This is a genomic window from Enterocloster sp. OA13 (assembly GCF_022440595.1).
Classification (GTDB): Bacteria; Bacillota; Clostridia; order Lachnospirales; family Lachnospiraceae; genus Enterocloster; species Enterocloster hominis.
In genome coordinates, this window is the sequence record NZ_JAKNTF010000001.1 from 288,774 (window position 1) to 310,169 (window position 21,396).

Consider the following 21,396-nt stretch of genomic DNA (forward strand, 5'->3'; position numbering starts at 1 on the left):
TCAGCAAGGGGGAAACTGTTGCCCAATCGCTGAAAGACCGTTTCGACTACGGCCAAAACCCGGAGAAAACCCAAGGCGGGGAGCTCATTTCCGCCTATGAGTGCGACCACCGCACAGCCGATGCCGAGTTTCTGCTGGCAAAGGCAAAGTACAAAGCCGTCACGGGCCGGGAGCAGCGGCGGGATGCGGATGTGCTGTGCTATCAGATCCGGCAGTCCTTCCGTCCTGGAGAGATCACCCCGGAGGAGGCAAACCGGGTGGGCTATGAAACGGCTATGCGCTGGACAAAGGGGAAGCACGCCTTTTTCGTTGCCACCCATACAGACCGCCAGCACATCCATAATCACATTTACTACAATTCCACCACCCTGGACTATACCGGGAAATTCCGGGATTTTTTCAGATCGGCGGCAGCCCTGCGGCGGCTCTCTGACCGGGTATGCCTGGAGCATGATCTGTCTGTGATCCAAAACCCGAAGCTCCACAGCAAGGGCCGCTTTCTCCACTACGGCCAATGGATCGGGGAACGCCCGCCCTCGGCCCAGCAGCGGGTGCGGCTGGCTATCGTGGAGGCCCTGGGGAAACAGCCCGCCGACTTTGCGGCGTTCCTGCGGCTCATGGAGGAGTCCGGCTTTGCGGTGAAGCATGGCCGAGGCGGGGTGATCTCATTCCTGGCCCCTGGGCAGGATAAGCCCACCCGCCTGCGCTCGTCCACCCTGGGCCTGGGCTTTGACCCGGAGGACATCCGGGCGGTGATCGCCGGGGAGCGCCCGATCCCGGAGCTGCCAAAGGATGGCCCGCCCCCGCCCCGGCGCGTCGATCTCATCATCGACATTCAAAATCGGCTGGCCCAGGGCAAAGGCCCGGCCTATGAACGGTGGGCGAAGGTCTACAACCTCAAACAGATGGCCGCCGCGCTCCTGTATCTCCGGGAGCATGGGCTGACCGACTATGCGGCGCTGGAGGCCACCACCGAGGCGGCGGTGGATCGCTTTCACACCCTGGCCGGGGAGCTGCGGGACACCGAGGCCGCCCTCTCCCATACTTCCCAGCTCATGGGGGCGGTGGTGCAGTACGCAAAGACGAGGCCCGTGTTTGACGGCTACAAGGCGGCCCGGTATTCTAAAAAATATCTGGCCCAGCACGAGGCGGAGCTTTCTGACTATCGGGCGGCAAAGGCCGCCATGAGTGAGCTTTTGGACGGGGCAAAACTCCCAAAGATGGACGCGCTGAAAAAGCGGCGGCGTGAGCTCTCTGAAAAGAAAAAGGCCCTCTATGCCGAGTACCGCAAAGCCCAGGCGGATATGCGTGAGGCTGTGGCGGTCAAGGGCAACATCGACTTCCTGCGCTGCTATCCAGAAGGGCGGGAAGATAAGGCCCAGGAGCGGTAGCGCCGGGGCCGCAGACAATAAGGACTTCTGGACAAAGTGTCCAGAAGTCCAGCGGGTTTGGGGAGCTCCCCAACAAGCATTTTTGCGGGGCTACCGGCCACGCAAAAATAGCAGGTGTGGGCACACCTGCCCTGCTTGCCGTTTCGTGCAAACCCGAAAAACAGGCGCTTTGGAGCGGATAGTGCAGGGGGCGAACATTCCAAAAAGAATATTGCCATACTTCAAATGTTCTGCTATAATGTCTATAAATAACTTTTCAAAAAGGGGTTGACAAGCAACATGACTTCTGCCATCCTAAAGCAAGCAAGCAAGCAAGCAAGCAAGCAAGCAAGCAAGCAAGCAAGCAAGCAAGCAAGCAAGCAAGCAAGCGGAGCGGTGCTATAACTATGTAGCATCGGGCTTTTGTCATGCCCCCAATAATATTGGTATATATAAGCGTTTCTATCAAGGCAGTTTTCTGCGCGGATAGAAACGCTTTTTTGTTTTGAAAACGTCAACTGGAGGAGGATTATGGTATGGACAATTTGCTGGAACAACTTGAACAGTGGAATAAAAACGATGAATTTTCCCGGTGTATTGAAGCCATTGAAGCTATCCCGGAAAAAGAGCGTGGATATAAATTGACCGTATTGCTTGGCCGGGCTTATAGCAATTTGGCAGTATTGGGAGATCACAAGGCGCATGGAGATGATGATGAAGTAGATAAGGAACTTATCCAACACTCCATTGACATTTTGGAAACTGTATGGAAACAGGGAGAAAATGACCCGTACTGGAACGCTCGCATGGGATATGCTCACCTCATGGCAGATGATACGGCGGCTGTTGCTCTTGAATATGGAAAGCGGTGGCTGGAATTAGAGCCGGACAATCCAGAAGCGCAGAAATTGGTGAGCGATTGTGAGGGGTATCTTTCGGAAGAACCAGTCGAAATGTATGACGAGGCCGATTGGGATGCGGTAGAGAAACACATTGAAAAATATTTCGGTCATTATGATTACGTATTTCACGAAAGTGTTTCCACAGGTATTCATTTGGACATCTGCGTTATTCCACCGCGAAAAGATCATAACTATTATACCCTTGTTACATTTGGAATGGGCGCTCATAGAATGAACGTGCCAGAGGAACTAACAGAGAAAAAATTGGAACGGGCAGAGCTTTTAATCAATCTTCCCCCGGATTGGAAATTGTCGGAGGAGGATTGGCAAGAGGAAAAATGGTATTGGCCTATTGATGTTTTGAAATGGATTGCCCGCATACCTGTTAAAGATAGAAATACTTGGCTTGGCTGGGGACATACCATAAGTTCCGGTGAGCCATTTGCGGAAAGTACAAAATTGTGCGGGGCTATGTTATTAAACCCTGGTGTGTTTGGTGAACCCTCATACTTCTGCACTCTCCCCGACGGGGACGAAGTGAATTTTTATCAGCTTATCCCTCTCTACAAGGAAGAAATGGAGTTTAAGTTAGAAAATAGTGTAGATGAACTTATAGATAAATGCCCGGACGAAATCTTGGAGGTCATTAACCCCACGCGCCTTAATGCAATTACAGATGAAGATACGATTGGCTATGATTTAGCGGAAATGGATAATGCGGAAAGTCATCTAAAACGTATCCGGGATTTGCATTTGCCTGTTGATGAACTGGCCGCTTACAACTCTATGGCCGTTTATCTGCGTTGGGCTATGGAACGAGGGCAAATGAGTAATCCGTTTCTTACCCAGTACCGAAATGTGGTAGAAGCAGTTAGGGCGGGGAATGGCCCCGACTTGCGTGTGTTTATCCGGGACAAGCTGGACGGAAAATTGTCCACACAATTTTTTGATCGGGTAGGCTCTGGCTTTGCTCAATGGTATGCCCAGGACAATCGCTCAAACCCCTATGGCTATCTTCGGGACTACCGTGATTGCGCTCTGGCTGTTTTGAAAGACCATACATGGAATAGCATTGAGGAGGAAGAAGCCGCATATTTGCTTTTGCCTTATACCGAGGAAAGCTACCAGGCGATAAGTGCAATTTTGGATAAGCGGTTAAAAGAATTTTTGGAAGCAGAATTTGAAGATGATCCCGAACTGCGTGTTGCACGTGCCGCCGATGGAAAGCCGCCTATCATTCCCGATTGGGACGGTCCCCTATTCTGCTATGCAACTGACCGTATCGCTCAAGAGGGTTATAAAATCAAGGTGGCAGAACGGGTAGCGCCGGAGCGTGAGGAATGGGGCTGGGACACCGGCTGGGGGTTCTTTTCCGATGATGACGATGAAATTGAAGATGACGAAAACGGCGGCTTTTACGATATTCGAGACATTTGCCGCATTGACCCAACCGTAGTGCCCCTGTTGTCCTTGCCTTATGGCACGTGTATGGAGAAAGACGAAACCGGGGAATGGATTGAAATTGAAGATGATGAAACGGAAAGGAGTTAATGACAATGCAGCTTGATAAAATTGAAGATGTTTTATCTGAAAATCTGGGAGAAGGGTATCGAATTGTTAGGGACAATGATGAACTATCTCCAATAATCGAATGGGTTGACTGGGTTAATCAATCGGAAAATGACGAGAATGAAGAAGCTATTCGGGTTGAAGTCCATTTTGAAGATGGCACAGAGGAAACCTTTGAAAAAGGAATTACGCTTCGTCAAATCTGGCATGAAGATGTACTATAAGAACACCCTATATGCAGGAAAAGGAGGAGAAATTTTTAATGACAATAGATGAATGTAAAAAATATCTTCCCAATCGTTGGGCAGAGATTATTCAACAAGACCCATTACTAATGGAAATCTTTGAAGAACATGATTACGATTTGGAGGAAGAAGCTGTACCGCCTTTTCTGTTTCAGGAGTTGCGCGGTGGAAATATCGAACATCTGCGCCCTATTTTTGCTCTCTATGGGCAAACTGGATTAAATATGTTACAAGAACTTTTGGAAATTGATGAAATCAGCAAAGATACAGCAAAGGTTGAACTGCCAGACGAACAAACCAGCTATGCAGGGTATTTCTTTACTCGATTTTCAGAAGATAATAGACAGAACGCTGAAAATGCAGTACAAGCCTATATTAGAAATATAAATCGTATTTTCGTGGAGGAGTTCAAGGAAGCTGCTCCATTGGACGAGAACGCCAAAATAGAAATTTTATTCGGACAAGCTGCCCAGACTTTCAGAGAAGAAGCCTATCAGCAACAAATAAATGGAGAAAGTACAGAAATAGAAACTGATTTGATAGATTGGTGTAGCGATATGCTGTACAAGGAGGGCTATGAGGATATTGAGTTAATGACTGAGGCATTGTACCATATCAACTGCGATTATCTATTGTCCGATTATCTCCAGTGGCCTATGTATGATACGAAACGGGAAAATCCTTTCCGTCCTTATTTTGAACTTTGGAAGATGGGGTTGAATATTTATTTCCCAGAGCGTGGACGTGTGGTACTAATTGGATAAAAGAAATTATCTTGATATACTCTTTCAGCGATTAGAGCAAGAACAGGAAAAATAAAGAGGAACTTGCCGCTTCATCTTTGGCGCGGGGGATGCGTGTTGATCGTGTGTAGTATCGCTACGTTGCTTGTTTAGGTGCGGACTTCTGGACACTTTGTCCAGAAGTGGCCCGGTAGATAAAGGAGGATGATATATGGGCGCATGGAATTATGGTGTTTTTGATGATGATACTGCGTATGACGCTTTGACTGACCTTAAAAATTCATTAGACATAATTGCTGATATGGAACGATATTTTGATGAGGTTATACAGGCTGAATATATCGGCTATGATGAAGCTCATTACGCTTTAGTATCAGCGGCCGTTATTGACAGCGTAATAAACAGCTTTGTGTATAGATGTGATGAGGAAGATTATTTTGAGTGGACAAGTTCACAAAAATGTTTTGACTTTTCTCCCCTCAAACAAAAAGCAGTAACGGCTATTGGTGCCATTCTTTCTGATAATTCTGAATTAAGAGAATTGTGGGAAGAAAACGAGGAATTGTATGAAGCATGGAAAGAGGATAAACTTTCAATGCAAAAACGACTGCAACAATAACAAAAAGGAAAGGTGAAAAATCATGGGATTGTTTGGAAACATTTTTAAGCCGCTGCAAGGAAAGCTGACCGCTAAACAAGAAGAAAATATGAAAAAGGTAGCGGAAGTATTTAAGGAAAAGACAGGGAAAGATTATCAGACCGCCGTTGTCTGGAAAATGACAACAAAGAAAAAACTAACGAAAACTGTTCATACATATTACAACTGGCTTATGGGCTATGGCATAGACGATAATAACATTCCTGAAATCGTACTTATTCCCGTAGATCCTAAATGGGATTGGATTGATGAACCTATTTATTGCAAAAAGACTAATTCCGAAATGACGCAGGACAAGAAAACAAGCCTGTTCATCTTAAAGAATGACCAGCTTGAAGATGGCAAAATAGATTTACAGCTTATTAGTTCCGTGGCGATGATGGAAAATTATCTCATGGACGTTAATTATATGTTTGACTATGAAAAATTGAGTGAGTATTGCATGAAATATTGGATGGGTAAGTGATGGAGTTTATAGAAAAGTTTTTAAGTGAGTATTGGCAATATGTAACGCTTGTGATTGGTGCAGGTTTTGTGATATTCGGTTTTATCTGCAACAAAATAAAATTACCAAAATTCTTAACGAGAAATCCAGACGCAAAATATTCGTTCGGGTTGAGAATAGTGTATATATTACTTGGCATCGGCACCGTATTATATTCTCTTTTCTGTATTTTTTCTTGAGGTTAATAGTTGTTTGGGGGCCGCCAACGGAAACGGCATATAAAAAAACCGTTGGATTGGCGGCTGTGTTGTTATGCGCCTCAAATAGGGGCAGAAGTCAAACGGCGGTTTTGAAACTAATCATTTCAAGGCCGCCGCTTTTTTATACCCACGGCGGCAAAGGAGGTACGCCGTGTTTCTTTGCCTTGTCCATGCCCTTAATTTGTCAAAAAAAGCCCAGGCACCGGACAAGGATATTCTGATATTGGTTGCGAAAATTGTTCTAATATAAATAAATTCCTCGCTTTATGCGCTTGTGCGGCCTTGTGCTGTGCAAGCGCATTTTGCTTGCCTTACTTCTGGACAAAGTGTCCAGGGGTACGGGGCGGCTCCCCTGGGTGCCGCTCCCCGCCAGCCCTCCATTTTGTTTCCGATCAACCAACCCACCGAAACAAAATGGAGGACAAGTTATGACTACAATCAATATGAAAGATTTTTATTATTGGTACATAGTGGACGAGCTGGTGGAGGTGCCCGATGAAGTGGCCGAGGTGCTTCTGGCCAGCCGGAGGAATGAAGCGGCCTATCAGCGGCGGCTTACCCGGAACAAGGCGTTTTATTCCCTGGACTGCGATGACGGGATCGAATACTCCGCGTGTCTGCACGAGCCCAGCCCCCAGGAGCTCCTGGATCGGAAAGAAATGTTTTTCCGTCTGTGGAACGCCCTCAACTCCCTGCCGGAAATCCAGGGCCGCCGGGTGGACGCTCACTTGATCCTCGGCAAGAGCTACCGCCAGATTGCCCGCGAGGAGGGCGTGGATAAAAGCGCCGTCCGTTGTTCCGTGGAAAGCGGCATCAAACGGATGAAAAAATATTTAAGAGAAAATTTCTAATTACCATCTCCATTTGCCCCTTTTTTGTCCTGGGTATATGAGAGGAAGTTTTTTCCCTCTCCGTAAAGAGGACGCGGGGGCCCCAGGCCACAGCGCCGGGCCGCCGCCCTCTTTGCGGGGGAGCGCCGCCGCCGAGGATGCTGTCTTATGACGGGGCAAGAAAATGAGCGCGGCGCTCCCCTATATCTTTATGAAAAAGGGGAACGCTCTATGAACTACGATCCAGAATTGGCGGCCCTGCTTTCCCAGCCGTGGAGCGAGGGGGCCTGCCGGGGCTATGTGATCTCTGCGATGGAGCGGTGCGGCTTCAAGCCCGCCGACATTGAACAGGTCATGCTGGAGCTCCACGAGGTTTTTGACTACACCACCCCGGAGGAGGCTGCGGCTTACTACGAGCGGAGCCCCTATTGACTTCTGGACAAAGTGTCCAGAGGTCACACCGTCAAGCGGCCAGCGCCCTATGCGGGTGCTGGCCGTTTCCTTTATCCATACCGTTTTAAGAGGGAGGTATTTTATGCAGGCACAGGTCAAATACGAAAGCGAGATCAAAACTGCCGTTCTTGGGGATCGGACGATCACCGTCAAGAATGTTACCCCCATTTACCCGCCGCAGGAGCGGGATAAGCGAAGCCGTGAGGTCGAGCGGCGGCTGTTTGATGTGTTTGTAAAGTACGCCGGACAGAGGGGGTAGGCCGGAGTCATCCTTGTTGCATGGGGGCATTAGAGGTATAATATAGTTGTAGGTTGGCTCCCATTTATGGAAAGGGAGCTAATTATGGATAACAGAATTGACGCGATTTATGGGCGGCAGTCGATTGACAAAAAGGACAGTATCAGCATTGAAAGTCAGTTTGAATTTTGCCGTTACGAATTGAAAGGCGGTGAGGGCCGGGAGTACAAGGATAAAGGTTACTCCGGCAAGAATATTGAACGCCCGGACTTCCAGCGGCTTTTGCAGGACATCAAGCTGGGGCTCATCAAGCGGGTGATCGTCTACAAGCTGGATCGGATCAGCCGCTCCATTGTGGACTTTGCAAAGCTCATGGAGCTGTTCAAGCAGTACAATGTGGAGTTTGTGTCCTGTACGGAAAAATTTGATACCTCTACCCCAATGGGCAGGGCGATGCTCAATATCTGTATCGTGTTTGCCCAGCTGGAACGGGAAAGCATCCAAATGCGCGTGCAGGACGCTTTTTATTCCCGGTGTACCAAAGGCTACTATATGCGGGGCCGGACGCCATACGGTTTTGATACTGAGCCCATCGTCATGGACGGGATCAAGACAAAGAAGCTGGTGGAAAATGCGGAAATGGATTTTGCCGAGCTGATGTACCAGATGTATGCGGAGCCGAGCAGCTCCTACGGCGATATAACCCGGTACTTTGTCAAAAACTCCATTGATGTCTATGGAAAAGCCCTGCAACGGGCCTTTATCTCGAAACTGCTGAGAAACCCGGTCTATGTCCAGGCCGATATGGACATCTACGAATACTTCAAAGCCCAGGGCGTAAAAATCGAAAGCCCCCCGGAAATGTTCACGGGGGACAATAGCTGCTATCTCTACCAGGGCCGGGAGGGTGAAGAACAAATCCTTGTAATCGCTCCCCACCAGGGGCGCATCCCCTCCAGCCTTTGGCTGACCGTCCAGCGTAAGCTGTCACAAAACACCTCATTCCAGAATGGCCGCAAATGCCACAATACCTGGCTGGCCGGGAAAATCAAGTGCGGACGCTGCGGCTATGCTCTGGTGGGCTTGAGAGCCCAAAACGGCGTTACTTACCTGCGGTGCAAGCAGCGGGCCGATAACGGGAGCTGCGAGGGTGCCGGTACGCTGACGGCGCAAAGCATGGAGTCCTTTGTGTATGGCGAGATGGTGGAGAAAATGCGGAAGTATCACACGCTGAAAGGCGGCAAGGAACCGGGCTATAACCCCAAACTGACCGCCGCCCGTGTTGCCCTGGCAAAGACGGAAAGCGAGATTGAGAAACTTCTGGACACTTTGTCCGGGGCAAACCCGCTGCTCCTGCAATACGCAAACAATAGGATCGAGGAGCTGGACGCAGAACGGCAAAAGCAGTTAAAGCTGGTGGCCGATCTCACCGCTAATTCCGTTTCGGACACGCAAATTGACTGTATCACGAATTACCTCAACGATTGGGAGTCCGTGAGTTTTGACGATAAGCGCAAGGTGGTTGATATTCTCATATCCCACATTGATGCAACCAGTGAGAGCGTTACAATCCACTGGAAAATCTAAAGCCTGTTTCACTTGGCATTATGCCTTTGTAAAAAATAGTTTACCTGTTTGAAGATGTAAAGATAGGAAGCTTTTTTTCCGGGATAGGTGCCTTCGAGAAAGCACTGGAACGATTTTATGGGAACCGTCAATGACAGAGATATAAAATCTTAATATAAAGAACATCAATGCAGAATGGATTGGGAAAAACAGAACTATTTTAAACAGCAGGTCAAGGGATGCTATCAAATGCGGCAACCTAGTATCAAAAACAAAAGTGGAATTCTGCTATCAGGTTTAATTGACTGATAGCAGATAACCTTGGAATGTGATATCACAAAGCCTTTGATGATATCATACTCCATACTGCCTGCTATCAGATATATGAAGCTGATAGCAGGCAGTATGTGATTTGAGGGGAAACTGCTGTCAGTTTCCCTTTTCTGCTATCAGATTTTCGCGTAATATCCGCGGAATTGATAGCAAAAAATTGTGAATGATATCAGCTTTTTGAGGCTGATATGGGGGTATTAGGGGATCTCCCCTAACAAGATGGATTTTGTACGGCAAAATCCGTATCTTGCAGAGGACTGGCAAAGCCAGTCCGGACCGGCCCCTTAGATTTTCAGAAGTAAAGAGGGCAAAAAGAAAAGGGAAGGAGCTGGAACTGTAATAGAACCTATTGTGAAAGAGCAGATATTGGTGGTCAGGGATACTGGTGAAACCAATATGTTTGACGTGACTGCAGTTACGAAAATTGCACTAAAAATGGGATTTCTCGAACTGGCGGAATATTTGCAGAACCATAAAAGCGAATATTGCCATTTTATTATATGGGGGAAAACTTCCGAACAAGAGCATCAGAAAAAGGAGGACATTCCCAAACAGGACAGACAGAAAAATAGATAATACAGAATGTAAAGGAGACAGAGTATTGAGGTATGAACCAGAGGAATTTGAACGATTAAAAGATTACGTGGACGAATTCATGAAGAGAGGACCATTGGGAGACATTTTTACCCCATTTTTCTATAAGCCGTATCCTTACAACCAAACCGAAAATGTTCTGGATACGCTCCGGTTTGCGGATGCCAGGAAGCTGCTTATTGATTACTTATATAAGGTCAGCCGTGCAAAAAGCATTGAGGTTACAAGGCAGACAGAAGGCTTGATCGGAGAACTATGGGAATATGGATATCCTGACAAAAATAGAGAGTCGGACTTTTTGAAAAATCTGGCCTGGGATATATGCAGAATGACAAAATCTGTTGATTACTGGCAATGGGAAGCGATGCGTTTACCAGGAGAATCGGAGTCGGACGTAGTGAGACGTACCTATCAGGAGATAAAGAATCCGGAGAAGCGGCGTGAGTTCATGCAATTCTGGATTGACTATTTGGAACGTATGAGGCCCAAATATGAACTGGAAATACAGGCTGCGGAAGTTTTAACAAGACTAAACAAAGGATTTACGCACATGGAAACTCCATTTATGGAGAGAATTAAGGTACTCGTAGAAAATAAAAAATTTTTAGATTCTCAAAAGTATCATGATGCCAGTATTTACTATATCCTAAAAAAAGAACAGGATGGGGCCGTCAGTTACAAGGGAGTTGCTGAATATGAGCAGGAAATGGCAGTCTATTTTTCTATTTCTAAGGAAGAAGTTACTGAAATTTATATAGGTGATACATCGGTTCATGAGGATCTGTTTAAACCGATGGAAGAAGGCTATAAAATAGCGGCGATTACGATGGATGGCCACTTTAATGTCTGGGACGAACTTGACAGGGAGGGCCTCGACGCGTTGCCCCATAGAGAGGGATTTGAGGATTACCTTATTTACTGTAAAGAAAGAAATATCACAGCGGCGTCTATTACAGCGTCTATCGGATGGAGTGTAGGAGATCTGCTTGATGAGGTAAAATTACAGAAGCAGGATTATATGAATCATGTGAGCCAGGCAGACAGAAAAAGGACTCGATAGTGAAAAAACTGAAATGGCAGGTAAACCGCCATGTAAAGGGCAGGGTAAGAAAAATGGCTATAACGGTTATTTAGAAAAGAGGAGACAGGACATTGAAATATGAACCGGAAAAGTTTGAAGCATCAGGGATACATGAGGTGAGAGAACTGGGAATGGGGAAGGATTTATCCAGGGATATCTGCAATATGCTGAACGCTGTTGGGGGTGGGGAATGGAATGCAGCGCGCTTACCCGGAGAATCAGAGGCACATGCGGTGGAAAGAATGTGCAGGGAAATAAATAATCCAGAGAAGAAACAGGAATTTATGCAGTTCTGGCTTGACTATCTGAAACGCAAGCAGCCAGAATATGGGCTGGAAATACAGATTGCAAGAGTCCTGACGGAATTAAATAGTCTGCCCCCAAAGATACAAAACCCCCAGATGGATGTACTCAAAGTGCTTTGTGAAAACAAAGAGTTTTTGGATTCGCAAAAGTACCAGGGAGCCATTATCTATCATATTTTAAAAATGGAGGCGCACGGAGAGGACACCTATCAGGGATTGGCAGAATATGGGCAGGACAGGGCTGTTAGTTTTTCTCCTTCTGCGCATAAGACTGTTGAATTTAATATTGGATACGCATATACAGATAAATATCTGTTTGGGCTGCTGGAGGAAGGGTACAAAATTGCTGCAATGACAATGGACGGCCATTTGGACGCCTGGGAGGAACTGAGCAGGTGGGGCATTGGAGCAATCCCCCATAAAATGGGGGTAGCGGATTACCTGGAATACTGTAAAGAAAACAACATTTCAGCAGCGGCTATTAAGGCTGCTACTGGGTGGGAGGTATTAGATTTATTTAAGATGGCAGAACTGGAAAAACAGGACTCTGCTTATAAACCGCACCTGGAGAGCAGACACAACAGCCGTTGATAAAGAAATAGGTGAGGTGGAATATGGAAGCAAAACAGACAGAAACTGAGAGATTGATCTATGACAGTAAGGAGTATCTGAAACGAAACCACTTTGGAGAATACACCCTGCTGTATATCTTGAACAAGGACAGGGTGAAGGGCAGCCCATACCAATATGCAGCAGTTGCGAGTACCGATGAAGCCAGGTTATTTTTCAATGTGTACGCTAAGGAAGACCAGCCTGATATTTACCGGATTGGAATGTGCAGTACAGATGATGACCTGTTCTATGACTTGGAATTTGATGATTGTACGATAGCAGCCATGACAATAGAGGGCCATTATGATACATGGGAGGAACTGGCTGACACCCCATTGGAGGAAATTACATATTTAGGGGGACTGGAAACTTATCTGGAATATTGCAGGGAAAATAACATCACAAAGGAATCCATACAAAAAGCTGTTGGCTTGGAGGTGTGCGACATTATGGAGAGACTGGATAAAAATAAGAGTATTCCTTTACAGGGAATGGATGAGGAGTACCAGCAGCTACAGAAGGTTGTGGATACAATCCTAAATGGAACAGATGAGCGTGATTTGAGATTGGCGCAGGACATGCTGAATGGTATATGGTCTATTGATCAAAAGGAACCTATTTTAAAGCGCACGGATTTACAACAGGCTGCCTGCGATATCTGTATTTTAGTCCGGGATCATATGCCGGAGGTTTGGGCGGAAAAGCTGCAGTCTGGAGATACCGAAGTTGACCTGGCAAAAGAGACATACGGCAGGCTGGCAACATTATATGGAAGGAAGACCGAAGCGCAGTTTCTGCGAAATGCTGAGATGGGGGAACTTCCGGAGACGGCCCGTAAAAAAATAAGTGAGATTCTGGCGGTATTAAAAAAGTATGAAAACAAGGATAAGAAGCCGCTATCAGGACATAGCCGGTAGGATACCGGGCAAGGAGGCATTATTTGAAACAATTGAATACGGCCACGGAACTGCTGGCCTATCTCGATGACTTTTCTATACCATTTTCACTGAATGAGGAACATGCCCAGGTTCTGTTGGACTATATGGAGGGAAGTGCCTATGGGCTACACGTAGATGAAAAAGGGCAGCTCTATTGGGTGGATTTAGAGGGAGAACAAATAGAAGAAATCACCATGGACGAGGTTACATTCCTTGCCTGTGAATGGAACAATGAATTCATCTTAGATTCCAGACAGAGACTGGAAGAGAAAGCTGGAAGCAGTGAAGAGAGGGAAATCATAGACAGGATAAAACAGCTAAAAAAAGATGAGAGGCTGTTAGACGATATATATGAACAGACCTCCTTATGGAAACAGGTAAATCAAAAAGCGACACCGGCGAAGAAAAATTCCCGCTGATAGAATGAATTATGGAAAGAAGGGGATGATTTGGGACGAATTGAAACATCTGGAAAATTAATGGAATATCTTGACGAGTTTGATATACTTTTTCCACTTACCCGCGCGGAGGCTGAACAGGTAGTGGGGTATACAACTAAAAGTGGCTATACATTAGAAACAGACGGCCACGGACAATTGTATAAGGTGGACATGGAATCTGGTGATTCTTTGGAGACGGATATTGACCAGGTGATTGATGCTGCGTGTGAGCAGAACTACAAGATGATATCTGATACCAGGGACTATTTTAAGTTAAGCAGACACTCTGAATGGCAAATTCTTCATAAAACCCTGGAAGGATTGAAAGCGGACGAGAAAATACTAAATGCCGCTTTCCAGAGGACCTATTATCAAAAGGAGCTGCGTGGAAAGATACAGGAAATCCTGCCTCCCGTGGATATCACGGCTGGGCGGAGATCAGTAAGATGATAAGTAAAGTATCAAGAGGGAAGGAATATAGCTGATTGCTGTGGTTCCTTCCTTTTCTTTTGCTGTTTATTCGATGAAAGGATGTGAGTAGAGACTGAGAAGCGTAAAAAAGATGAACTGCCGGAAAGAAATTCGGCTGTCATGCGAGGAATTGGAGGAGCTGAACAGGAAGGCAAAAGAGAGAGGGCTATCCGATTCGCAGTATCTGAGGATGCTGATAACCAACCGCCCCAGAGATTATCCGGAACTTCTGGAAGCATTACAGAATCTCACGAATGAGATAAACCATATCGGGATAAACATCAACCAAATTGTCAAAAACAACAACAGCGGCTTATACCATGAATCCGATAAAAAACGTCTGTATGTTTATATGAAGCAGATCAAGGAGGCAGTCATGCAGGTAGTCAGCCATTTGGACATAGCGGGTAATTAAGTATGGCTATCAGTAAAATTCTGCATATGGGATGTGCAAAATCGGGATTTCAGGCAAAGCATCTCGCAAATACGATTAATTATATTACGAAGGACAGCAAAACTGAAAATGGGTTGTATGTTTCAGGCCATAACTGTCTGCCGGAGACTGCACTGAAACAAATGCTGAACACTAAGCGAAGGTACGATAAGATGGGGGGACGCCAGGGATACCATATCATTATCTCATTTGAAGAGGCGGCAGATACCGTTGATAAAGATGTTGCCATGAAGATTATAGGGAAATTTGTAGAGGAGTACCTTGGAAAAGAGTTTGAGGCAGTCTATGCGCTTCATGATGATACCGATCATATCCACGGCCATATTGCATTTAATAGTGTCCGCTGTATTGGAGAAGGGAAGAAATATGATTACCGAAATGGTGATTGGGACAAAATCATACAGCCGCTTGTCAACAAAATCTGTGAAGAGTACCATATGGCAACGCTGGACATGGATAAAGTACGTCAGAACAGAAAGAAAAAAAAGGAACGCATCTGGGACCAGGGTAAAGATGGTAAATTTAGTTGGAATGATATGATCCGCCGTGACATCGACCAGGTGGCGGCCGAGGCGGAAAACTGGGATGAGTTCCTTATTGGAGTGGAGGAACGGGGATATGAGATAAAACAGGGAGCGCATATTCTGTTAAAGCCGCCAGGTATGGATAAGGGACGCAGGCTGGATACCCTGGGCGGCGATTACACAGAAGAAAAATTACGGGAACGGCTAAGTATCCCCATATCTGCAAGAGAAAAGGAACTGCCGGAGCCAGTATTGGAACTGCCGCCCAGAGTCAAAAAAGTGACTGGTTATATTCCCAGAAGAAAGTCCCCATTGACTGGATACCAGAAGATGTATTTTACAAAGTTATACCGGCTGGGCGTCCTAAAAAAACAGCCTTATTCCGATGCTTGGAAATATAAAGAAGATATCCGGAAACTTCATGAGATACAGGAGAAATATAATTTCATTTCGGCTTATCAGATACATACAGACAAGGACTTGGAAAATATCAGGAAAGCATTGGCTGAACAGGCAAAATCGCTTAGGCAGGAGAAAAAGAACCAAAAAGAGAACCGTGAAGCCAATACAGAGATATTTGAGCTTTGGGAAAAGCTCCAGGAACTGAAGGTTGAGGTTTCTTTATATGAGGAGGGGTATCAGGAATTTAAGGGAGAATACCTGCAGGCAGAGCAGCTAAAAACGCAGTTGTTGGATATGGGGTACACGTTTGAATCAGCAGAGCGGTTGTACCTGAATTTCCAGGAGAAAAATCGCCGGCTCAATGAGGTTCTTGCGGAGGTAAGACGACAGCAGAGGATAGGGAAGAAAATCATGCAGGAGCAAAAGGAGAGAATGCAGAGCAGAGACAAGCAGAAAAGCAGGGAAAGAGGAGGAGAAAGTCGTGATCTATGAGCAGGATAAACTGGAAAAACTGGCTTCTGAAATAAAAAAATATCTTTTGGAATGTAAGCTGGGAGACGCATATATTGAGAGCTTCCGTGATTTAGTACCAGCAGGGGGGAAAATACCTGGGATTAGAGCGGTCTTAGACAATCATAGATTGAGGGACCATCTAACCTGCTTTTTGATGTACCGTTCTTCGCTCTTACCAGACCAGGACAGAAAGCAGGGCGTGAGTCTGGCAGATAAATTAGATGAGGTCGGAGCTGTCAGGAAAGCAGATAAGAAGGAAGAAATGGCGGAAGTGGCATGGGAACTGAACGAAGTGATGAAGGAAACAGACTTTATCCATTATCTTGATGCAGGATACATGAGAGCCGGGGACAACCAGTCCGATCCGGTAAGACGTATCTACAGGGATATTGGAGACCGGGAAAAGCGCCAGGACATCATAGACTATTTAGAGACTGTTTTGGAAAAAGTTCACAGTGAAAAAATTATGGCTCTTATTTCTTCTTTAGAGAATATAACGGATAAGGTTCCGGCCCGATCAGGAAAGGTACGGTAGGGGATTGCTTGATATATAGGAGGAATAATTTGAAGTATCAATTTTTCGACAATGATGGGAAAGTGACTGAATCAGAACAAAAAAGTTATACAGACGCACTAAAATTTGCAGAGGAGCGAGGCATTACATGCCTATCCATGCCATATAAGCTATTCATTGCGTCTTTTCGTGAAAAAATCAAATTGCTGGAAAGCCACACCCAGTATAGTAAGATTTCGGAATATGCAGAAAAAATGATTATCTTGAACCAGGGTGCAGGATATCAGGCCATAGCTGCGAATGATTTCATGAAAAAAATTATTGTAACACCGATTGACGATATTAGGGGATGGCTTGAGGAACATGGAAAAAGCGAGTTTGAACCAGTATCCCAGGATTGGCAGGAAGGTAAGGCGGAAAAACAGAAAAATAAAGCAAATTCCCCAAAAGTAAGATAAGAAATGAATCGAGAGGCAGCCGATTGGATTGTCTTTTTTTATTGCAGGAGGCAGATATGACAATAGAAGAACAGAAATATTTAGAAGAGTGCCGTAAAAAGCTGGGGGCGGACCAGATTGAAGTAATACAGATGGCTTTCCAATACGGGCTGGGCATTAAAGACGTGCGGCGGGTTGCAATCCCAAAGCTTAATGCGGAGCAGATGCGTCAGACCGTTTTTGCAATGCTTGAAGATGTAGACGGGGAACTGGTTGATTTGTGCTGTCAGGGCACATTTGACCAGTACCAGATACCGGAAATTGTTTCTGGTTCCGTCTCTGGGCTTACGAAGGAAGAAATCATGTCCTATGCGACACCGGATCTGCCGGCGAGCCGGATGAAAAAAATGAGGACACAATTGATTGAGGCCAAAAAGAATGCTGGTAATTCCGCAGAAGGCGCGGCGTTTAAGGAGTATACAGAAAACCTGATAAAAATGATGGAGACATCTCTGCAGCAGTTTAAAGAGAATAACGAGAAGTTTGAGGTGCTCTCAACACTGGTGAAAGAACACGTCCTGGACGAGAAAAACCAGGAGATTAAGGATTTATATGAGAACCTAAAAGATAAAGACAGTTTGATCAAAAAACTGCAGGAAGAAGCTGCGGTGCAGGAAACACAGATAAAGAAGCTGGAGGAGGAACTTACAGCGGCAAGAACACGGTCAAATGCCGAAGTGGTTGAGGGAAAGACAGAGAAGGTAACTGCACCTACCGTTCCTCCATCTTATTGGAGACCGCAGCCGCCGCAGACAAAAAAAACTATCCTTGAGAAGCTGTTCCCGCAGAAGACATCGGATATTCTGGATAAAATCGCTGCGGAAGGATTATCGTCAGAACAACTTGAAGAAGTCAGGTCTGCCTTTGATTCAGGATTGGCCGATGATGAAGTAAAGCGGATTATCAAAAAGGAATTGACTGCTGATAAAATGCGGAAAATGCGTGAGATTATGCTGCTGGTACGGGAAAGGAGACATACAGATGCGTGAGGCTGGTGTGGTGTCATTAAATATCAGAATGGTCCGGGAGTGCTACCAAATGATGGATTTAATGGAAAAGCAGGACTTTGTATTTACCCAGGAGGATAAAAGGATACTTTTAGGTTATGCGTTCCATCAGCAGGACTTAGACTGTGTGCATGATGCGGTCATTCATATCGCTGCGGTCAGGGAAAAGGAAAAATCCCAGGGGAACCTGGAGGCTGGGATTATAGAGCAGTATGCCATCCGGGGCGGGAGCGAACTGCAGGAGAGAATCAAAGAGTATATCATACAGTTAGAAGTGGCAAATATCAATCAGGAAATAGCAAATCAGTTACTTGTGAAAATCCTGCAGGATAAGAATGTGGACTATGAACTGGACCGGATGCTGGAGGAGCTGCGGAAACGCGAAGATGAAAAGAAAAAAGAGAATGAAGCAGTTAGGAGGTGAGTTCTATAGGAGAAATACAGGAAGCTACCCAAATCCTGCGGGTGTCATTTGAGGGAATTGAGATATTCATGAAAATTGTCGGAGGCGGGCTTCATACGGCTAAGGATATTGGAAAATTCATCGGCAGGTTGGTGGAGATGGAACGTTTATCCGGAAGGACAACCGTAAAAGACCTTCTTAAAACAGGAGGCGATTTGCAGGTTTTCCGTTTTGATACGACTGATATTAATAAGGTGAAAAAGCTGGCTGATAAATATAAAATCCGCTATGCACTCCTTCCAGATATCAATAAAGCGGATGGTAAAAGTGAAATCCTTTTTCATTCTGATGCCACACCTAGAGTGAATCAAATCATGGGGGACATCGAGGGGAGCAAGATTGAATCAATCCAGGATTATCTGGATAACGGGGAGGAGAAGGAACTGAAAGAGACTTACGGGATAGACAAGAAGGATATGTCGGACCCAAACAAGCAGAGCGCCCCTAAAGAACAGTCCATCTCTCCATGGGGATTTAAGGCAGTTGGGACATATCTGGCACAGACACCAGGGGCGGGTGTTGGGGAAATCAGTAATGCCATAGATATGCCATGGGCGGAAGTAGAGCCTGTACTGAAATATATGGAAAGCCTGGGAATCCTGGAGATCAATGACGATGGCAGCATGGCCTTTAAAATGGACAAACAGGAGTTTGCTGCGTATGAGAAACAGGGAAAATGGCAGCATGCGGAGGACATGGAGCCTATTGTGCGGGGGATGGAGCAGCCGCATAAGGCAGAGGCTGCACAGAAGCAGATGTCTGAGATGAATAGCCGCCAGAGGAAGGTACTGCAGCATGCAAAGGAAGCTGTCAGAGACGATCCAAATATCCATCAGATTTTTATTGCCAGGAGCCTTGCGGTGGAAGAGACTGAAAAGAGAATTCTCACACGGATTCCGTTCAAAAAGAATGAGTACCTGTGGATAGATAAAAATTCCATATCCCATATCAGTGAGGAGAAGAGGACCATATTTACAAATCTTCAGAAGGATAAGGAATACAGTGTGGTGAATAACGAGGGGCAGGTGATTGGAAAACGCACCGGTGAAGAGCTATACAGCCAGAGTTATGATCCGGTCTTAAAGGAAACCAGAGACATGCTGCACAAGAAAAAAGAAGAAAACCGGAAACTGCAGATGGCAGGCCAACTGAAAAAGCGGGGAGGAAGGTAATGGAAAATAAGAAAAAAACTTCTGTCTGGCTGATTGTACTTGGTGGTGTGCTGGCGGCATATGGCGGGTATCTTCTTAATGGCATCTGGGAACAGGGGATTGATATCAATACCTTTATGGAGCGTCTTAACATGGTTATGGCCCGCCCATTTGGAAATTACTTTAATGATACAACTTTTAAGGGGATATTACTTGCAGAATTCGTATATATGATTGCGATTGCCATGTATCTGACCAGCAGGAAAAACTATATGCCGGGAAAAGAATATGGTACAGCCAAATTTGCAGATATCAAACAGGTGAATCAGGTGTTAGCCGAGAAGGACGAGACAGAGAACCGCATACTAAGCCAAAATGTCCGTATGAGGATGGATTCGCGTAAAACGAAGCTGAACTTGAATACTTTGGTCATCGGGGGAAGTGGAGCGGGAAAGAGTTTCTTCTTTTGTAAGCCTAATTTATTACAGCTTAACCGTTCTTCTTATATAATCACTGATCCGAAAGGGGAAATTTTAAAAGCCTGCGGGGGATTCTTACAGAAACACGGTTATGTTGTCAAAGTCCTGAATCTGCTGAACATGGAAGAGTCTGACTGCTATAATCCATTTATGTATATCCGGAAGGAATCAGATGTCGTAAAATTAATTACAAACCTGATTGCCAATACAACCCCGAAAAACTCCCAGAGCAGCGATCCCTTCTGGGAGAAAGCAGAGTCGCTATACCTGCAGGCGCTGTTCTACTATGTTTGGCTGGAATGCCCCAAAAGTGAACAGAACTTTTCCACGGTACTGAAATTACTGGGAGAAGCAGAGGTACGTGATGATGGCTCGCCATCGGACTTAGACCGCAGGATTAAGCGCCTGGAGCGTAAAAAGGGAAGCAATCATCCAGCAGTCAAACAGTATTATAAAGTAATCAGAGGAGCGGCTGATACGGTCCGGAGTATTGTAATCAGTGCAAATTCCAGACTGGCTTTTTTGGAAAATCCACAAATCCTCCGTATCCTGGACCATGATGATATCAATATCCCGGAGATAGGGGTGGGAAGAAATGGTGACGGAAAGACAAAAACAGCTCTTTTTTGTGTGATTCCGGATTCCGATAAATCGAACAACAGCATTGTAGGGCTGCTTTACAGCCAGATATTCCAGGAACTGTACTTCCAGGCTGACTTTATTTACGAAGGAAGATTACCAATCCATGTGACCTTTATGCTTGATGAGTTTGCTAATGGTGTGACACGTTCTGCGTCCAAAACGGTAGAAATAACCGACAAAACCGCAGCCTGAAGCCATGAATGGCTTTGGAGAACTGCATAACTGAAATCTCAAATGATGGGGTAACGCCCGGAAGGGGATTCACTGATACTCCGAGTAGCGTCAGCCAGATACAGTGGCTGGGGTTATAAGCGCGGGAAAGTCGTGCGAAGCACACCCTAACGCTGAAAGGCGAGGAAAGATTCATAGAGGTATGAGTTGTGTGTGACAGTGCGGGTGGGGCTGCCATATGGCTAGAATGACCCAAAGGAGGTCTGACAAAGTTCCGAATGTACGGCTCTAAACAAATAGCCTGTAGAAATGCAGGTGTACCAGGGGTACGCAGGCGGGGCAAAGTAAAATTTGTTAGTATGAAATGCCTTCTGTGCTTATAGGGCATAGGTATCTTGAGGATTTTCCTTGAAGATAATGCTTGCAGGGCTAAAGGAGCGGCCTAAGTGGTAGCAATCCTAAGTTATGTGGAACGTGGAAAGCAGCCAATACGGGAGCTGACTGTATCAGCGACAAAGTATCGTAG

General features: G+C 45.8%; 23 protein-coding genes and 1 pseudogene. All 24 read left to right on the forward strand.

What is annotated here, in order from left to right:
- Nucleotides 1-29: 29 nt before the first annotated feature.
- Nucleotides 30-1,391 (forward strand): relaxase/mobilization nuclease domain-containing protein, encoded by a 1,362-nt coding sequence (locus MCJ35_RS01310; RefSeq protein WP_054343783.1) that lies wholly within the window; start codon nt 30-32, stop codon nt 1,389-1,391.
- A gap of 515 nt (nt 1,392-1,906) precedes the next feature.
- On the forward strand, nt 1,907-3,823 hold the full coding sequence (locus MCJ35_RS01315; protein ID WP_025483352.1) for an immunity protein Imm33 domain-containing protein: 1,917 nt from the start codon (nt 1,907-1,909) through the stop codon (nt 3,821-3,823).
- Between the two features lie 5 nt (nt 3,824-3,828).
- A complete protein-coding gene (locus tag MCJ35_RS01320) occupies nt 3,829-4,065 on the forward strand; it encodes a hypothetical protein (RefSeq protein WP_015563776.1) in 237 nt (78 codons plus the stop codon).
- 38 nt (nt 4,066-4,103) lie between these two features.
- Nucleotides 4,104-4,850 carry a hypothetical protein gene (locus tag MCJ35_RS01325; protein ID WP_025483351.1) on the forward strand — a complete coding sequence of 249 codons (747 nt, stop codon included), beginning with the start codon at nt 4,104-4,106 and terminating at the stop codon, nt 4,848-4,850.
- A gap of 190 nt (nt 4,851-5,040) precedes the next feature.
- A complete protein-coding gene (locus MCJ35_RS01330) occupies nt 5,041-5,448 on the forward strand; it encodes a DUF4259 domain-containing protein (protein ID WP_015563778.1) in 408 nt (135 codons plus the stop codon).
- Nucleotides 5,449-5,470: 22 nt separating this feature from the next.
- Complete coding sequence (locus MCJ35_RS01335; protein WP_015563779.1) at nt 5,471-5,953, forward strand: hypothetical protein; 483 nt, start codon at nt 5,471-5,473, stop codon at nt 5,951-5,953.
- Between the two features lie 667 nt (nt 5,954-6,620).
- Complete coding sequence (locus tag MCJ35_RS01340; RefSeq protein WP_015563780.1) at nt 6,621-7,043, forward strand: RNA polymerase sigma factor; 423 nt, start codon at nt 6,621-6,623, stop codon at nt 7,041-7,043.
- A 210-nt stretch (nt 7,044-7,253) separates the two neighbouring features.
- The gene (locus MCJ35_RS01345; protein ID WP_015563781.1) at nt 7,254-7,454 is read left to right on the forward strand and encodes a hypothetical protein; all 201 of its coding nucleotides are present in this window, start codon (nt 7,254-7,256) and stop codon (nt 7,452-7,454) included.
- A gap of 103 nt (nt 7,455-7,557) precedes the next feature.
- Complete coding sequence (locus tag MCJ35_RS01350; RefSeq protein WP_015563782.1) at nt 7,558-7,734, forward strand: hypothetical protein; 177 nt, start codon at nt 7,558-7,560, stop codon at nt 7,732-7,734.
- A gap of 84 nt (nt 7,735-7,818) precedes the next feature.
- Nucleotides 7,819-9,300, forward strand: a complete 1,482-nt coding sequence (locus MCJ35_RS01355; RefSeq protein ID WP_025483343.1) for a recombinase family protein — start codon at nt 7,819-7,821, stop codon at nt 9,298-9,300.
- 663 nt (nt 9,301-9,963) lie between these two features.
- Entirely contained in the window at nt 9,964-10,188 is a 225-nt protein-coding gene (locus MCJ35_RS01360; protein WP_006567809.1) for a DUF5049 domain-containing protein, read from the forward strand.
- Nucleotides 10,189-10,213: 25 nt separating this feature from the next.
- The gene (locus MCJ35_RS01365) at nt 10,214-11,266 is read left to right on the forward strand and encodes a hypothetical protein (RefSeq protein ID WP_006567808.1); all 1,053 of its coding nucleotides are present in this window, start codon (nt 10,214-10,216) and stop codon (nt 11,264-11,266) included.
- 92 nt (nt 11,267-11,358) lie between these two features.
- Nucleotides 11,359-12,183, forward strand: a complete 825-nt coding sequence (locus tag MCJ35_RS01370) for a hypothetical protein (RefSeq protein WP_006567807.1) — start codon at nt 11,359-11,361, stop codon at nt 12,181-12,183.
- 23 nt (nt 12,184-12,206) lie between these two features.
- Nucleotides 12,207-13,121: a hypothetical protein gene (locus MCJ35_RS01375; RefSeq protein WP_006567806.1), complete on the forward strand. Its 915-nt coding sequence runs from the start codon at nt 12,207-12,209 to the stop codon at nt 13,119-13,121.
- 23 nt (nt 13,122-13,144) lie between these two features.
- A complete protein-coding gene (locus tag MCJ35_RS01380) occupies nt 13,145-13,561 on the forward strand; it encodes a hypothetical protein (protein WP_006567805.1) in 417 nt (138 codons plus the stop codon).
- A 30-nt stretch (nt 13,562-13,591) separates the two neighbouring features.
- Entirely contained in the window at nt 13,592-14,032 is a 441-nt protein-coding gene (locus tag MCJ35_RS01385; RefSeq protein WP_008724729.1) for a hypothetical protein, read from the forward strand.
- Nucleotides 14,033-14,144: 112 nt separating this feature from the next.
- A complete protein-coding gene (locus MCJ35_RS01390) occupies nt 14,145-14,468 on the forward strand; it encodes a plasmid mobilization protein (RefSeq protein ID WP_006567803.1) in 324 nt (107 codons plus the stop codon).
- 26 nt (nt 14,469-14,494) lie between these two features.
- Nucleotides 14,495-15,925 carry a relaxase/mobilization nuclease domain-containing protein gene (locus MCJ35_RS01395; protein WP_165641029.1) on the forward strand — a complete coding sequence of 477 codons (1,431 nt, stop codon included), beginning with the start codon at nt 14,495-14,497 and terminating at the stop codon, nt 15,923-15,925.
- Nucleotides 15,915-16,481 carry a hypothetical protein gene (locus tag MCJ35_RS01400; RefSeq protein WP_006567801.1) on the forward strand — a complete coding sequence of 189 codons (567 nt, stop codon included), beginning with the start codon at nt 15,915-15,917 and terminating at the stop codon, nt 16,479-16,481. Before MCJ35_RS01395 ends, MCJ35_RS01400 begins: the two co-directional genes overlap by 11 nt.
- Before the next feature lie 29 nt (nt 16,482-16,510).
- Complete coding sequence (locus tag MCJ35_RS01405) at nt 16,511-16,918, forward strand: hypothetical protein (RefSeq protein WP_006567800.1); 408 nt, start codon at nt 16,511-16,513, stop codon at nt 16,916-16,918.
- Between the two features lie 56 nt (nt 16,919-16,974).
- On the forward strand, nt 16,975-17,946 hold the full coding sequence (locus MCJ35_RS01410) for a hypothetical protein (RefSeq protein ID WP_008724737.1): 972 nt from the start codon (nt 16,975-16,977) through the stop codon (nt 17,944-17,946).
- Between the two features lie 49 nt (nt 17,947-17,995).
- Nucleotides 17,996-18,388, forward strand: coding sequence for a hypothetical protein (locus MCJ35_RS01415; protein ID WP_240299329.1), 393 nt, complete (start codon nt 17,996-17,998; stop codon nt 18,386-18,388).
- Nucleotides 18,385-19,599 carry a PcfB family protein gene (locus MCJ35_RS01420; protein ID WP_006567797.1) on the forward strand — a complete coding sequence of 405 codons (1,215 nt, stop codon included), beginning with the start codon at nt 18,385-18,387 and terminating at the stop codon, nt 19,597-19,599. The genes MCJ35_RS01415 and MCJ35_RS01420 overlap by 4 nt, the downstream gene beginning before the upstream one ends.
- Nucleotides 19,599-20,834, forward strand: a pseudogene (locus MCJ35_RS01425) (VirD4-like conjugal transfer protein, CD1115 family); the annotation flags it as partial. The gene MCJ35_RS01420 and the pseudogene MCJ35_RS01425, both read left to right, overlap by 1 nt.
- Nucleotides 20,835-21,396: the final 562 nt, after the last annotated feature.

Excerpts from the sequence above, each read along its gene's own strand:
- MCJ35_RS01390 (WP_006567803.1), top strand. The coding sequence starts at position 14,145 with ATGAACTGCCGGAAAGAAATTCGGCTGTCATGCGAGGAATTGGAGGAG.
- MCJ35_RS01395 (WP_165641029.1), top strand. The coding sequence starts at position 14,495 with ATGGGATGTGCAAAATCGGGATTTCAGGCAAAGCATCTCGCAAATACG.
- MCJ35_RS01315 (WP_025483352.1), top strand. The coding sequence starts at position 1,907 with ATGGACAATTTGCTGGAACAACTTGAACAGTGGAATAAAAACGATGAA.
- MCJ35_RS01410 (WP_008724737.1), top strand. The coding sequence starts at position 16,975 with ATGACAATAGAAGAACAGAAATATTTAGAAGAGTGCCGTAAAAAGCTG.
- MCJ35_RS01375 (WP_006567806.1), top strand. The coding sequence starts at position 12,207 with ATGGAAGCAAAACAGACAGAAACTGAGAGATTGATCTATGACAGTAAG.
- MCJ35_RS01350 (WP_015563782.1), top strand. The coding sequence starts at position 7,558 with ATGCAGGCACAGGTCAAATACGAAAGCGAGATCAAAACTGCCGTTCTT.
- MCJ35_RS01335 (WP_015563779.1), top strand. The coding sequence starts at position 5,471 with ATGGGATTGTTTGGAAACATTTTTAAGCCGCTGCAAGGAAAGCTGACC.
- MCJ35_RS01355 (WP_025483343.1), top strand. The coding sequence starts at position 7,819 with ATGGATAACAGAATTGACGCGATTTATGGGCGGCAGTCGATTGACAAA.
- MCJ35_RS01320 (WP_015563776.1), top strand. The coding sequence starts at position 3,829 with ATGCAGCTTGATAAAATTGAAGATGTTTTATCTGAAAATCTGGGAGAA.
- MCJ35_RS01330 (WP_015563778.1), top strand. The coding sequence starts at position 5,041 with ATGGGCGCATGGAATTATGGTGTTTTTGATGATGATACTGCGTATGAC.
- MCJ35_RS01325 (WP_025483351.1), top strand. The coding sequence starts at position 4,104 with ATGACAATAGATGAATGTAAAAAATATCTTCCCAATCGTTGGGCAGAG.
- MCJ35_RS01415 (WP_240299329.1), top strand. The coding sequence starts at position 17,996 with ATGATGGATTTAATGGAAAAGCAGGACTTTGTATTTACCCAGGAGGAT.
- MCJ35_RS01345 (WP_015563781.1), top strand. The coding sequence starts at position 7,254 with ATGAACTACGATCCAGAATTGGCGGCCCTGCTTTCCCAGCCGTGGAGC.
- MCJ35_RS01340 (WP_015563780.1), top strand. The coding sequence starts at position 6,621 with ATGACTACAATCAATATGAAAGATTTTTATTATTGGTACATAGTGGAC.